This is a genomic window from Virgibacillus ndiopensis (genome assembly GCF_900187325.1).
Classification (GTDB): Bacteria; Bacillota; Bacilli; order Bacillales; family Amphibacillaceae; genus Virgibacillus_E; species Virgibacillus_E ndiopensis.
Window position 1 is genome coordinate 273,211 of record NZ_FZMZ01000005.1, and the last position, 13,264, is coordinate 286,474.

General features: G+C 36.4%; 18 protein-coding genes. All 18 read left to right on the top strand.

All coding sequences use genetic code 11. The features are described 5' to 3' along the window. The first annotated feature begins 18 nt into the window (after positions 1–18). The 18 genes from ftsY (at position 19) to sucC (ending at position 13,231) form a co-directional block, all read left to right on the top strand. Complete coding sequence (gene ftsY / locus CS937_RS08625; RefSeq protein WP_099158066.1) at positions 19–1,014, top strand: signal recognition particle-docking protein FtsY; 996 nt, start codon at positions 19–21, stop codon at positions 1,012–1,014. Between the two features lie 56 nt (positions 1,015–1,070). Next, complete coding sequence (locus CS937_RS08630) at positions 1,071–1,400, top strand: putative DNA-binding protein (RefSeq protein ID WP_099158067.1); 330 nt, start codon at positions 1,071–1,073, stop codon at positions 1,398–1,400. A gap of 13 nt (positions 1,401–1,413) precedes the next feature. After that, complete coding sequence (ffh, locus tag CS937_RS08635) at positions 1,414–2,757, top strand: signal recognition particle protein (RefSeq protein ID WP_099158068.1); 1,344 nt, start codon at positions 1,414–1,416, stop codon at positions 2,755–2,757. Between the two features lie 158 nt (positions 2,758–2,915). After that, positions 2,916–3,101 carry a hypothetical protein gene (locus CS937_RS19185; protein WP_141554343.1) on the top strand — a complete coding sequence of 62 codons (186 nt, stop codon included), beginning with the start codon at positions 2,916–2,918 and terminating at the stop codon, positions 3,099–3,101. Between the two features lie 75 nt (positions 3,102–3,176). Further along, positions 3,177–3,443 carry a 30S ribosomal protein S16 gene (rpsP, locus tag CS937_RS08640; protein ID WP_099158069.1) on the top strand — a complete coding sequence of 89 codons (267 nt, stop codon included), beginning with the start codon at positions 3,177–3,179 and terminating at the stop codon, positions 3,441–3,443. Positions 3,444–3,463: 20 nt separating this feature from the next. Then, complete coding sequence (locus CS937_RS08645; RefSeq protein ID WP_099158070.1) at positions 3,464–3,691, top strand: KH domain-containing protein; 228 nt, start codon at positions 3,464–3,466, stop codon at positions 3,689–3,691. Positions 3,692–3,777: 86 nt separating this feature from the next. Further along, the gene (locus CS937_RS08650) at positions 3,778–4,167 is read left to right on the top strand and encodes a YlqD family protein (RefSeq protein WP_099158071.1); all 390 of its coding nucleotides are present in this window, start codon (positions 3,778–3,780) and stop codon (positions 4,165–4,167) included. A 12-nt stretch (positions 4,168–4,179) separates the two neighbouring features. Further along, complete coding sequence (gene rimM, locus CS937_RS08655; protein ID WP_099158072.1) at positions 4,180–4,695, top strand: ribosome maturation factor RimM; 516 nt, start codon at positions 4,180–4,182, stop codon at positions 4,693–4,695. Next, complete coding sequence (gene trmD, locus CS937_RS08660; RefSeq protein ID WP_099158073.1) at positions 4,695–5,423, top strand: tRNA (guanosine(37)-N1)-methyltransferase TrmD; 729 nt, start codon at positions 4,695–4,697, stop codon at positions 5,421–5,423. Before rimM ends, trmD begins: the two co-directional genes overlap by 1 nt. Before the next feature lie 142 nt (positions 5,424–5,565). After that, positions 5,566–6,468: a gluzincin family metallopeptidase gene (locus tag CS937_RS08665; RefSeq protein ID WP_099158074.1), complete on the top strand. Its 903-nt coding sequence runs from the start codon at positions 5,566–5,568 to the stop codon at positions 6,466–6,468. A gap of 22 nt (positions 6,469–6,490) precedes the next feature. Beyond that, on the top strand, positions 6,491–6,697 hold the full coding sequence (locus CS937_RS08670) for a hypothetical protein (RefSeq protein WP_099158075.1): 207 nt from the start codon (positions 6,491–6,493) through the stop codon (positions 6,695–6,697). A 165-nt stretch (positions 6,698–6,862) separates the two neighbouring features. Then, positions 6,863–7,210, top strand: coding sequence for a 50S ribosomal protein L19 (gene rplS, locus CS937_RS08675; RefSeq protein ID WP_099158076.1), 348 nt, complete (start codon positions 6,863–6,865; stop codon positions 7,208–7,210). Between the two features lie 206 nt (positions 7,211–7,416). After that, positions 7,417–7,980, top strand: a complete 564-nt coding sequence (gene lepB / locus CS937_RS08680) for a signal peptidase I (protein ID WP_099158077.1) — start codon at positions 7,417–7,419, stop codon at positions 7,978–7,980. A 9-nt stretch (positions 7,981–7,989) separates the two neighbouring features. After that, positions 7,990–8,838 (top strand): ribosome biogenesis GTPase YlqF, encoded by an 849-nt coding sequence (gene ylqF, locus CS937_RS08685; RefSeq protein ID WP_099158078.1) that lies wholly within the window; start codon positions 7,990–7,992, stop codon positions 8,836–8,838. A gap of 292 nt (positions 8,839–9,130) precedes the next feature. Continuing rightward, the gene (locus CS937_RS08690; RefSeq protein WP_099158079.1) at positions 9,131–9,901 is read left to right on the top strand and encodes a ribonuclease HII; all 771 of its coding nucleotides are present in this window, start codon (positions 9,131–9,133) and stop codon (positions 9,899–9,901) included. Between the two features lie 158 nt (positions 9,902–10,059). Next, positions 10,060–11,691, top strand: a complete 1,632-nt coding sequence (locus CS937_RS08695) for a hypothetical protein (protein WP_176555799.1) — start codon at positions 10,060–10,062, stop codon at positions 11,689–11,691. Further along, the gene (locus CS937_RS08700; RefSeq protein ID WP_099158081.1) at positions 11,688–11,954 is read left to right on the top strand and encodes an EscU/YscU/HrcU family type III secretion system export apparatus switch protein; all 267 of its coding nucleotides are present in this window, start codon (positions 11,688–11,690) and stop codon (positions 11,952–11,954) included. Before CS937_RS08695 ends, CS937_RS08700 begins: the two co-directional genes overlap by 4 nt. 116 nt (positions 11,955–12,070) lie before the next feature. Next, positions 12,071–13,231, top strand: coding sequence for an ADP-forming succinate--CoA ligase subunit beta (gene sucC / locus CS937_RS08705; RefSeq protein WP_099158082.1), 1,161 nt, complete (start codon positions 12,071–12,073; stop codon positions 13,229–13,231). Positions 13,232–13,264: the final 33 nt, after the last annotated feature.

The window sequence follows — 13,264 nt, forward strand, 5'->3', positions numbered from 1 at the left end:
ATGAAGGGATAGAATGCTATGGGTTTCATGGATAAGTTAAAAAATAAATTCAAACAAAATGACAAAGAAGAAGTGTCAACGAAATATAAAGAAGGCATGGCTAAAACAAGAAATTCATTTTCTGGAAAAATTAATGACCTAATTGCCCGCTACCGCAAAGTTGATGAGGATTTCTTTGAGGAATTGGAAGAAGTGTTAATTTCAGCAGACGTTGGTGTTACGACAGTCATGGATTTAATTGATGAGTTGAAAATGGAAGTAAAACGCCAAAACATTAAAGACACAAAGGAAGTTAAGGAAGTCATCTCTGAAAAGCTAGTTGAAATCTATTATGGTGACGATGATGAAGAAATGGAAGAATTAAATATCCAGGAAAACAATTTAACCGTTATTTTAGTTGTGGGTGTAAATGGAGTTGGTAAGACAACGTCAATTGGGAAAATGGCGCATAAATTGAAAGAGGAAGGAAAGAAAGTTGTATTAGCTGCGGGTGATACTTTCCGTGCAGGTGCAATTGAACAGCTTGAAGTGTGGGGCGAACGCGCTGAAGTTGATGTGATTAAACAGAGTGCCGGTAGTGACCCGGCTGCCGTTATTTTCGATGGTATCAAAGCAGCCAAGTCACGTGATGCTGATGTACTATTATGTGACACAGCTGGAAGGCTACAAAATAAAGTAAACCTAATGAACGAGCTATCTAAAGTAAAACGTGTTATTGAAAAAGAAATTCCTGGTGCACCACATGAAGTATTGCTCGTGTTAGATGCGACAACAGGTCAAAATGCTATGAGTCAGGCAAAAACATTTTCAGAGGCTACTGATGTCTCAGGGATTGTCTTAACGAAGCTTGACGGTACTGCAAAAGGTGGTATTGTGCTTGCGATTCGTAATGAATTAAATATTCCTGTTAAATTTGTAGGGCTAGGTGAGCAGGTAACTGATTTACAAGCGTTTAATGCACATGCTTTTGTATACGGGTTGTTTGCCGATTTGCTTGAAGAAAGCGATGAATAATGGTACTATAATTTGTAAAGGTATTTCACTTAACACGTTTATGAGGGGTGGATGGATTGCTGGACAAGACAACGCGAGTTAATTATTTATTTGATTTTTATCAAGCATTATTAACCCCCAAGCAACGAAGCTACATGGAAATGTATTATTTAGAGGACTATTCACTTGGTGAGATATCCGAATTATCGCAAGTGTCGAGACAAGCGGTATATGATAATATTAAACGTACAGAATCTATGCTTGATTCTTATGAAAAGAAATTGCACTTATACGAAAAGTTTGAGAAGCGTGCAGATCTGTTAGAAAAGATTGAACAATCGCTAGTAGAAGACAAGACTAATAATGAATTATTAAGCATGATAAATCAATTAAAAGAATTAGATTAGGGGGACACCTTCTATGGCATTTGAAGGCTTAGCCGACCGCCTGCAAAGTACGATAAAAAAAATCACTGGTAAAGGTAAAGTAAGTGAACAAGACGTTAAAGAAATGACTCGCGAGGTTCGTCTTGCTTTACTTGAGGCTGATGTAAACTTTAAAGTTGTTAAGGATTTAATAAAACGGATTAAAGAACGTGCTGTTGGGCAGGAAGTTATGGAAAGTCTTACGCCTGGACAACAGGTTATTAAAGTAGTAAAAGAAGAATTGACCGATCTTATGGGTGGCGAGCAAAGTAAAATTGCAGTTGCCGATCGTGCACCGACAGTTATTATGATGGTAGGTTTACAAGGTGCAGGTAAAACAACAACCACTGGTAAACTTGCAAATTTACTACGGAAAAAACATAATCGTTCACCTTTACTTGTAGCATGTGACGTTTATCGCCCGGCAGCTATTCAGCAATTGGAAACACTGGGGACACAATTAAACATGCCAGTATTTTCAATGGGAACAGAAGCAAATCCAGTTGATATTGCGACAAAAGCAATTGAGAAAGCGAAAGAAGAACATAATGACTATGTGATCATTGATACAGCAGGTCGTTTGCACATTGATAATGAATTAATGGACGAGTTACAGAATATTAAATCATCGGTAAAACCAGATGAGATTTTCTTGGTTGTCGATTCTATGACAGGTCAGGATGCAGTTAATGTAGCTGAAAGCTTTAACGAACAATTAGACATCTCGGGTGTTGTTTTGACCAAACTTGATGGTGATACGCGTGGTGGTGCTGCATTGTCAATTAAAGCAGTAACCGATAAACCGATTAAATTTGCTGGGATGGGTGAGAAGCTTGATCAATTGGAAGCATTTCATCCAGAACGAATGGCATCACGTATTCTTGGTATGGGTGATGTACTATCATTGATTGAAAAAGCACAAACAAATGTGGATGAAAAGCAAGCTAAAGAGTTAGAAGAAAAAATGCGTACAGCATCTTTTACTTTTGATGACTTCTTGGAGCAAATGGGCCAAGTGAAGAAAATGGGACCTTTGGAAGATATTCTATCCATGATTCCAGGTGCAGGGAAAATGAAAGGGTTAAAAAATGCCCAAATTGATGAAAGCCAGCTAACTTCCGTTGAAGCGATTATTCAATCAATGACAAAAAAAGAGCGGCAAGACCCCGACATCATGAATGCAAGTCGAAAAAAACGAATAGCTAAAGGGTCTGGAACTTCCGTTTCACAGGTCAACCGCTTACTCAAGCAATTTGGTGAAATGAAGAAAATGATGAAGCAAATGACCAATATGCAAAAAGGTAAAAAAGGCAAAGGCATGAAGTTTCCGTTTATGTAAGATCTAAAGCGGAAGTGCCCGGTTAGTGGCGTATGGGCTGGACTGAACCGCAGGAGATAAAGGAAACACGGTGAACGTAAGTGAACCGATGTTGACTTATCGTACGGAGGTGAAGGAAGCACATTAGCCACTGGGAACTGGAGCTGGACGTAGCTAAAGTGGAGGCGATTGTTTTGAAATGCACGCATAAGCAAGGGACCGTAAAGCACATGGGTTTGGTGCTTAAAGTGTCCATTGCTTATGACGGGAATTTCAAGGAGCCGGAGCTGGATGTGGATGTGGCCGAAGATACCCGCTGCATTACTTATGTATTGTCTTTAGACTATTTTTTCGTTGTAATGTAAAAACACTTTACAGGCATACAAGTTTCTGTTAGAATCTAAAATTGTGATAAACATTATTATTGGAGGTGCAAGAACATGGCTGTTAAAATTCGTTTAAAACGTATGGGATCTAAAAGAAATCCATTCTATCGTATTGTTGTAGCTGATTCACGTTCTCCTCGTGACGGACGTCAAATCGAACAAATCGGAACATATAACCCGGTAGTTAACCCGGTTGAAGTTAAGATTGATGAAGAAAAAGCGCTAAACTGGATGACTAATGGTGCAAAACCAAGTGATACAGTACGCAACCTTTTCTCAAAACAAGGCATCATGAAAAAATTCCACGACCAAAAAAATTAATAGTAAAGTAGTGTGATATCATGAAAGCCCTAATCGAATCAATTGTTACTCCGCTTGTCGATCATCCAGACGATATCGTTGTGACAGAAACAGAAGAGGAAACAAAAATTGTTTATCATCTTTCTGTGCATCAAAATGATGTTGGTAAGGTTATTGGCAAAAATGGTCGTATCGCTAAAGCAATCCGTACTGTTGTTTATGCAGCTAAGTCGGATGCTAACAAACGAATTTATTTGGATATTATGTAAAGGGAGAGGGGATACCTTTCCCTTTTTACACATGATTGGATAAAATTATGCTTTACTCGATTTGTAATTGAGAGCGAGGAACGATTATGAAGATAATAAAAAAGGTTCTTATTAAACAAATTGTCACAGAGAAAAGCAAATCAAAATTACAAACTAATTTTCAAAATCATAAAATGCGACTTGAACAAGAGTGTCAACAACTATTGTTTGAACAACGAAAATTGCAAAATAAAACAGGGGTCTCCAAACAAGAGGTAACTGCTCGTTTTCAACAAGAAATTAAAAATCGTAAAGAGAAAATGAAACTGATTGATTTTAAAATTGAGCAACTGGATATGCTGGAAATCGGTAGTGAAATTGTTGAAAAAGAAGTTGAAGCTCTTGTTGAGGTAAGTGTTGGAACGCATTGGAATGATATTATAGGTGAAAAAGCAATCGTAGTTAAAGACGATGTTGTAATTCGGATTGATGAATAAGCAGGTGATATGATGAGTGAAAAAATGTTTAACGTTGGAAAAATTGTAAATACGCACGGAATTCGCGGCGAAGTAAAGGTGCATCGTATAAGTGACTTTGATGAGCGCTTTGCAATAGGGGAGACATTGTATTTAGTAAAGGATAATGAAAAACCTTTACAGCTAGAAATTAAATCTCATCGTATACATAAAGGTTTTGATTTAATTTCTTTTGAAGGTCTAGACAATATAAACGATGTGGAACATTTTAAAGGTTCCGAGCTTAAAATTTCTGAAGAACAATTAACCGATTTGGATGAAGATGAATATTACTACCACGAAATCATTGGTTGTGATGTTTTTACGACTAATGAAGAAAAGCTAGGAACGATCAAAGAAATTTTATCACCTGGAGCAAATGATGTATGGGTCGTAAAGCAAATAAAAGGAAAAGATTTGTTAGTTCCATATATTGAGGAAATCGTAAAGGAAATTGATGTTGATAGTCAAAGAGTAGTAATTGATCCAATGGAAGGACTGCTTGACTAATGCATATTGATGTTTTGACCTTATTTCCAGAAATGATTTCAGGTGTTTTTGATTCTTCCATTTTGAAAAAAGCGCAAGATAAAGCGAAGTTTAGCTATAATCTTATTAATTTTCGGGAGTATGCTGAAAATAAGCATAAAAAGGTAGATGATTATCCATATGGTGGCGGCGCAGGAATGGTTTTAACTCCGCAGCCGGTATTCGATGCTGTTGAGGCTGTGACATATGATAAAGCAACAAAATCTCGAGTTATTCTTATGTGTCCTCAAGGAGAACCGTACAATCAAAAAAAAGCTGAAGAATTAGCTAACGAGGACCATCTTGTGTTTATTTGTGGTCATTATGAAGGATATGATGAGCGAATCAGGGAGAATCTGGTTACCGATGAAATATCGATTGGAGATTATGTCTTAACTGGTGGGGAGCTCGGCGCCATGGTTGTGATTGATAGTGTTGTCAGGTTACTGCCAGATGTGTTGGGTAACAAGGAATCCGCACCTGAAGATTCTTTTTCAACAGGATTGCTAGAGCATCCACATTACACAAGACCAGCTGATTTTCGTGGAATGAAAGTTCCAGATGTGTTACTATCTGGAGATCATGCTAAGATAGAAGCATGGCGAAAGAGAGAATCATTGAAGCGTACGTATGAACGTAGGAAAGAGTTGTTAGACCAGCAAACCCTATTAGAAGAGGAACAAGAAATATTGAATGAAATTAAAAAATAAAGGAAATGTAGACTATGTTTTTATTTTAAAAGCATAGTCTACATTTCCTTTATTATTGGTTGAAAAGTGGAACCATTTTGGTTTTGAAACGTAAAATTAATTGATTTGCTAGAGTGGATAGAAATGAATAAGGGGGAAATTTATGTATCGTATAACAACTGGAATTCTTCTACTATTTTTATTAATTACAGCTTGTTCAAACGAAGAACCAAGTTCAAATAATCCACCAACTTCAAAAGAAATATCAACACAAGAAGGAACCAGGAATATTAACATACTGATTACCAAAGACGAAGAGATTACCTTTGAAATCATTAACAAAGTGAATGCATCACATGAAAAGTTAGATCAATTCAAAAAGGATATTGTACGTGCTTATAAAGTGATAACCGAATCAATTCAAACGGATTACGAACCTGCTGATAAAATAACAATTCATTTATTAAATGGAAATGAAGCATCTTCTGGTTTTAGGTATGACATAAGACTTTATTCAAATTTTGGAAGTGATTTTCAGCTTGTACACGAGCTGACGCATACTCTTCTAGGATATGGTGATAATTTTGATACTAGCAATGGTTATTTAACTCAAGAAGGTTTTGCTATATATATGGAAAATAAATACGGAAAAAAGGTGACTCCAGTTCATACATTTATGCGATATTTTATTGATCATAATAAAAATATCCCACTTCAAAAATTAATTGATAAAAAATACGATCATTCATTATTCAGACCACTCCTTGCTGAAACAGAGGATTATGTTGTTCAACATATCAGTTATATACATGCTGGTTCATTTGTTACCTATTTGATAGATACTTATGGATTAGATAAATTTGAACGATTGTATAATAAAAGCGAACCCGAAAATAGGCTTACAGAAATTTATGGAATGACAACTGTAGAATTGGAGAATGAATGGATACAATATATTAAAAAAAATATAACATTTACTTCTGATGATAGGCTGGAATTAGACTCTTTTTATATAATAAATTCTGAAATAGATTCGATTGATCCTGAGATTTTTGAAAAAGCATAAACAGGAGCGAGGAGGATTGTTTTTGAAAAAAATTCTATTATATATTTTATTGTTTCTTTTGGTAACTATCGTAGCAAGTTTTTTATTAGGGTACTCTAAATTTGGCTTTACAGTTGGATTTATTTTCATATTAGTTGCAATTGGTGCTGCAAATATTTTTCAGATGAAGAATACGGAATATTTACATCATAAATTGCATGATAGTAATGTAAGACGGAATAAAAGGTAAAAGTACTATAAAGTAACTGATTACATCCGAAAAACAGTTGAACTCAGACTGCTATTATGGTATATTAATTGTTGTGCTTAAAGTGTACATACTTTAAGTCGTATAAACGATGTTCCGCTGTCCCATAGCGAGATATGAGCATTGGTTTGGAAGGAGTGAAGCAGGATGCAAAAATTAATCGAAGACATCACAAAAGATCAACTTCGCACGGATCATCCTGATTTCCGCCCGGGAGATACTGTTAAAGTTCACGTTAAAGTTGTCGAAGGCACTCGTGAGCGTATTCAGGTATTTGAAGGCGTTGTAATCAAGCGTCAAAATGGTGGAATCAGTGAAACATTTACAGTAAGAAAAATCTCTTACGGTGTAGGTGTTGAACGTACATTCCCAGTACATTCTCCTAGAATCGCGAAAATTGAAGTTTCTCGTCGTGGTATTGTACGTCGTGCGAAACTATACTATCTTCGTAATCTACGCGGAAAAGCAGCACGTATTAAAGAACGTCGCCGCTAGTTCATGTAGCTGGAGCTATAATCATGTTATTGGAAAGGAGCTTGGCATTGTTGGCAAGCTCTTTTTTATTTTAAAAATGAGTTATCAATTATTTCGATATGTTCTCGGTTTCTTTTCTTTCATTTAAGAAATAAAGTAGAATAGACTAAAAAAGGCAAGCTTAAAATAATGGTAATGTACATATTTCGGTTGTCGGAGGGAATTTCATGGCCAAGAGTAAGAAGAGTGAATGGTTCGATTGGGTGAAGGCTTTGCTTATAGCGTTTGGGTTAGCTTTTATCGTTCGGATATTTCTATTTGCCCCAATTGTGGTAGATGGTCCATCCATGATGCCAACACTACACGACAGGGACCAAATGATCGTTAACAAATTTATTTATAAAATTGATGATCCAAATCGATTTGATATTGTTGTTTTTCATGCAACGGATAAAAAAGATTTTATTAAACGTGTTATCGGACTTCCTGGAGAGCACGTTGCTGTAAAAGATGAAGTGTTATATATTGATGGAGAGAGGGTTGCTGAACCATTTTTAAAGGAACGTAAACAGCATTTAAAACCTTATGAAACATTAACAAGTGATTTTACTTTAGAAGAGCTTCCTGGAGGGTATGAAACGATTCCTGAGGATCATGTGCTCGTTCTTGGTGATAATCGTAACAATTCAACTGATAGCCGGATGCTAGGATTAATTTCAATGGATCAAATTGTAGGTAAAACAAGTTTAATTTACTGGCCATTTGATCGACTTCAGACATTAAATGAATAGGGTGAAAATATGGCAATACAATGGTTCCCAGGTCATATGGCAAAAGCAAGACGCCAAGTCGAGGAAAAATTAAAGCTCGTTGATTTTGTAATGGAATTAGTAGATGCAAGAGCTCCATTATCGTCACAAAATCCAATGCTTCAAGAAGTTTTGCAGAACAAACCTAAATTAATCGTATTAATGAAAAAGGATTTGGCTGATCAAAGAGAGACAGATAAATGGATTAACTATTTTAACGAAAAAGATGTTAAAGCCATTGCAATTAATGTAAATGAAAAAGCTGATATTCAAAAGGTAATTCAGATTGCGAAAGAATTCGGGCAAGAAAAAATGGATAAATTGATGAAAAAAGGCATTCAACCACGTCCGGCACGTGCAATGATTGTGGGGATTCCTAATGTAGGAAAATCGACATTAATCAATCGTCTAGCTAAGAAAAATATTGCTAAAACTGGTGACCGGCCGGGAGTTACAAAACAGCAACTTTGGATTAAGGTCAAAAAAGATTTTGAACTGCTCGACACACCAGGTATTCTATGGCCAAAATTTGAAGACGAGCTGGTTGGGTACCGATTGGCTGCACTTGGTACGATTAAAGATCAATTACTCTCCCTGCAAGATATCGTAGCGTTTGTCATTAAGTATTTCCAAGAGCATTATCCAGATCTAATTGAAGAACGGTATACAATTGATCGTGATATGACAGACATGTGGGACATTTTTGTAGCAATTGGTAAACAACGCGGTTGCCTGGAAAGTGGGGGCAATGTAAACTTTGATAAAGTTTCTGATATTGTGATACGTGATCTACGTACAGGACGACTCGGAAAAGTATCACTTGAGTCAGTTGAAGGATAAAAGGCATACATCCCCGGATGAATGCCGTTTTTTGTAAGGTAGTTTTTTAATTTTTGTTGCTTTATACCTCGTGCGGGAAGGCAAAGACGATAAGACCCCGCAGGAAGTGGTCTTCTTCCGAGGAGGCTTATCGCGAGCCCTAAGGTGCGCGAAGTATATATTTCTGAAACGTTGGCCAAGCACAATATTACGTTACAGTTGTGTAAATACAACAATCTTTTAGAAAACTGCTTTTTGAAATTAATTTATAATAGAATGCAGTCGATATAAGATTAGAGAGATAGGTGTAAAAATGGAGAAAAAATCAATTGCTGATTTGAAACAGCTATTTGTTTCAGGGGATATAAGTGACGAGTATGTCACTAATTTAAAAAGTGATGAGCGAAAAGGTGTTCAAGCGCTTATAAAAAGCTTTGAAAGTAAAAAACGTAGGGAACAGGAATTGGAAGAAAAATTTATCAATATGTGCTATTACGAGAAGAAATGTTATCAAAACGGCTGTAACTATATTGCCGGAATTGATGAAGCGGGAAGAGGTCCGTTAGCAGGTCCGGTTGTAGCAGCTGCAGTTATTTTACCGAGAGACTTTAAATTACTGGGGTTAGATGATTCAAAGCAATTAAACGAAGCAACAAGAAATAAATTTTACGACATCATAAAAAATGAATCCGTAAGTTATGGTATTTCCATCATTAGTAATCAACAAATTGATCAATTAAATATATTTGAGTCTACAAAATTAGCAATGCGCGATTGTTTAAACCAATTGGATCCTAAACCAGAACACGTTCTAATTGATGCGGTACATCTCGACGAACTACCCTGTACGTACGAAGCAATTACAAAAGGGGACCAAAAAAGTATTACAATTGCTGCTGCAAGTATATTGGCGAAGGTTACACGTGATCGTCTAATGAAGGATATACATAACAAATTCCCAGCTTACGATTTCGCGTCAAATATGGGATATGGTACAAAACATCACATGGAAATGCTTGATTTGCACGGGGTTACGCCGTATCATCGGAGATCCTTTGCGCCCATAAGGGATATAGTGAAGTAGGGAGGTGCTTCAACCTGAGTATTCATCATATATCAACTCAAGGTGGATCAAAGATAAGTCATACGCAACCAACACTTAGGGCAGGGCAAATTATTCAAGGTAAAATATTAAAATTGTTTCCTAATCAAAAAGCACAAATACAACTTGGGTCCCAATCCATGATTGCTCAATTGGAAGCCTCCTTGTCCACAGGTGAAAGCTATCATTTTCAAGTACAATCTACTGGTGACGTTATTCGTCTTAAGGTACTTGGTGAACAATTAAAAGGTCATATGCAGGAAAATGTGCTAAGTCTTATGCAACAACTAGGTCTTAAAGTGACGAAATCCAATCAAGCATTGATAAAGTTATTAATGGACAAAAAAGTTCCATTTGATAAAGAGCAATTATTGAAAGCATTGGAGCTAGTAGAAAGCGCTAAAAACAAAGTCCAAGCGCAACAGGTATTAAAAGAGATGATAGCTAACAAATTACCAATTACAGATTCTATCTTTCAAGCTTTGTATACCAAAAGTACAAGTGGTTTGTCTGAGCAAATGAATGCACTTTTAGTACAATTAAAACAAGATGCTAATCCAGGACCATTAAAGCAAAATTTGATCGATCGACTTTCAATGATGACGGATCGGCCATCAAGCGGGAAAGATATGTTGGTTAAGCAAATAATCTCTGAAGCTAAGATAAATAATCAACAATTATTTAATCTATTAAAAGCGTCTGGTGCAATTCATTCTAAAATTAATTTTGCATCGTGGAAAGCGCAATGGGAGAATTTCTCTAATGAGAATAATGCTCAGTTTAACCTACCATCTAAAAAGCTGCCTTTTCAATTTAATCATGAAAAAAGTATCCAGATGCTTGAACAATTTAATGAGACTGGAAAACGTGTACTAGGATTGCTACAGCAATGGGGGAAAGTGATCGGTCAGACGTTGCAAACCAATTCATCGTTGAGAAATCACGATTTTACTGCTTTTAAACAACAAATTGAACAGTCGTTGTTACCAACACTAACAAGTAAGCGGCAACAACAAATCACAGAACTTCTACAAAATAACTCAGAATCGTTAAGTAAGCTGTTAGCACGGATACAAGCATTAGCTAACAATTCCTCCAATTCGCAGGTTGAACAGCTTTTGCTGAACGTAAAGCAAGGGGAATCATTACTTTTTACAAATCCTAAAGAACAGTTTTTATCCCAAATGCGACAGGTTTTACAGTATACTGGGTTATCTGATGAAAATCAGGTGATGAATAATCAACACCAAACAGCTACAATTAAATCGATGTTAACCCAATTGCTACAACAAAGTGATGGTATAGTAACTGAACGGTCACAGCAGTTGTTACATGTTATTAATGGTCTACAAATACATTCCGTTAACGAATCGGCCAATTTCCTCCAGGCAAGTATACAGCTGCCAGGTGAAAGACTTGGGCTACATGAGGATATGCAGCTAGATTTTGAGGGGAAGAAAACCGAAAATGGCGAAATTAATCCTGATTTTTGTCGAATATTGTTTTATTTAAATTTAAGTAATTTAAACGAGACAGTAATTGATATGAACATTCAAAAACGTACTGTTGCTGTAACTATTTTTAACGATTATGATGGTTTAAATGATAAGGTAAACGAGCTGAAACCACTGTTAAAACAAGGGCTCGAATCGATAGAGTATCATTTGTCAAACGTCTCTGTGAAAAACTTACAACAAGGTGATATACATACGCTTGAAACCTCAAGACGTAGTAACAATATTTCGTTGCAGGGAGTGGATTATCGCGTATGAATTCTAGAAAAAAAGCAGCGGCATTACGCTATAATACAGGGCGGGATAACGCCCCAAAAGTCACTGCAACAGGAAAAGGATTAGTGGCAGACAATATCATTTCTAAGGCAAAAGAGAGCAATGTGCCAATTCAAGAGGATTCAACATTAGTGGAACTACTTGCAGAACTAAATATTAATGAAACGATTCCTGAAGAATTGTATCAAGCAGTTGCTGAAGTGTTTGCATTTGTTTACCGTACTGATCAAGGTATGAATGACTAAATTATCAGAACCTAAACGCTATTACGACCCTTTGCAACAAAGTTCGCTTATTCTTGTGAAATTTGTTGTTTTTTAATACAATAGAAATGCAGTGAATTTTGATGGGAGGATGAAGAATGAACATTCATGAGTATCAAGGCAAAGAAATTTTGCGTAAATATGGTGTTAACGTTCCAAATGGCCATGTTGCATATACTGTAGATGAAGCTGTAGAAGCTGCTAAAAAATTAAGTACAGATGTAACAGTAGTAAAAGCACAAATCCATGCTGGAGGACGAGGTAAAGCTGGCGGGGTTAAGGTTGCAAAAAATTTAGAAGAAGTGCGTACATATGCTGGGGAGATTTTAGGTAAAACACTTGTTACGCATCAAACTGGTCCAGAAGGTAAGGAAGTAAAACGCTTGCTTATTGAGGAAGGCTGCGATATTAAAAAAGAATACTATGTAGGACTTGTTTTAGACCGTGCTACTTCTCGCGTTGTTATGATGGCATCTGAAGAAGGCGGTACTGAAATTGAAGAGGTTGCTGCAGAAACACCGGAGAAAATCTTTAAAGAAGTTATTGATCCGGTTGTTGGCTTATCTGGATATCAAGCTCGCAGACTAGCATTCAATATTAATATTCCAGATGAACTCTTAAATAAAGCTGTTAAATTCATGACTGGTCTTTATAATGCATTTGTTGAAAAAGATTGCTCAATTGCAGAGATTAACCCACTTGTTACAACTGGTGATGGTGAAGTACTCGCACTTGATGCAAAGCTAAACTTTGATGACAACGCATTGTTCCGTCAAAAAGATGTTGTTGAATTTCGTGATTTAGCTGAAGAAGATGAAAAAGAAATCGAAGCTTCTAAATACGATTTAAGTTACGTTGCTTTAGACGGAAATATTGGCTGCATGGTTAACGGTGCTGGACTTGCAATGTCTACAATGGATATTATTAAGCATTCTGGCGGAGAACCGGCTAACTTCCTTGACGTTGGGGGCGGTGCAACTGCTGAGAAAGTTACGGAAGCATTTAAAATCATTTTGTCCGATCCAAATGTAAAAGGTATTTTTGTTAATATTTTCGGTGGAATTATGAAATGTGATGTTATTGCTGAAGGTGTTGTGGAAGCAACGAAACAGGTTGGATTGGAAATGCCATTAGTCGTACGTTTAGAAGGTACGAATGTTGATTTAGGTAAGAACATCTTGAACGAATCAGGTTTAAATATTACATCCGCTGATTCAATGGCTGATGGTGCTGAAAAAATCGTTTCAATGGTGAAATAAATTTTAAAATCATACCATGATCTTTGAAGAAAT

Coding starts and splice junctions, on each gene's coding strand:
- ffh (WP_099158068.1), top strand. CDS start 1,414: ATGGCATTTGAAGGCTTAGCCGACCGCCTGCAAAGTACGATAAAAAAA.
- ylqF (WP_099158078.1), top strand. CDS start 7,990: ATGGCAATACAATGGTTCCCAGGTCATATGGCAAAAGCAAGACGCCAA.
- trmD (WP_099158073.1), top strand. CDS start 4,695: ATGCATATTGATGTTTTGACCTTATTTCCAGAAATGATTTCAGGTGTT.
- ftsY (WP_099158066.1), top strand. CDS start 19: ATGGGTTTCATGGATAAGTTAAAAAATAAATTCAAACAAAATGACAAA.
- CS937_RS08700 (WP_099158081.1), top strand. CDS start 11,688: ATGAATTCTAGAAAAAAAGCAGCGGCATTACGCTATAATACAGGGCGG.
- CS937_RS08690 (WP_099158079.1), top strand. CDS start 9,131: ATGGAGAAAAAATCAATTGCTGATTTGAAACAGCTATTTGTTTCAGGG.
- CS937_RS08650 (WP_099158071.1), top strand. CDS start 3,778: ATGAAGATAATAAAAAAGGTTCTTATTAAACAAATTGTCACAGAGAAA.
- rimM (WP_099158072.1), top strand. CDS start 4,180: ATGAGTGAAAAAATGTTTAACGTTGGAAAAATTGTAAATACGCACGGA.
- CS937_RS08645 (WP_099158070.1), top strand. CDS start 3,464: ATGAAAGCCCTAATCGAATCAATTGTTACTCCGCTTGTCGATCATCCA.
- CS937_RS08665 (WP_099158074.1), top strand. CDS start 5,566: ATGTATCGTATAACAACTGGAATTCTTCTACTATTTTTATTAATTACA.
- lepB (WP_099158077.1), top strand. CDS start 7,417: ATGGCCAAGAGTAAGAAGAGTGAATGGTTCGATTGGGTGAAGGCTTTG.
- rpsP (WP_099158069.1), top strand. CDS start 3,177: ATGGCTGTTAAAATTCGTTTAAAACGTATGGGATCTAAAAGAAATCCA.
- rplS (WP_099158076.1), top strand. CDS start 6,863: ATGCAAAAATTAATCGAAGACATCACAAAAGATCAACTTCGCACGGAT.
- sucC (WP_099158082.1), top strand. CDS start 12,071: ATGAACATTCATGAGTATCAAGGCAAAGAAATTTTGCGTAAATATGGT.
- CS937_RS08695 (WP_176555799.1), top strand. CDS start 10,060: ATGATTGCTCAATTGGAAGCCTCCTTGTCCACAGGTGAAAGCTATCAT.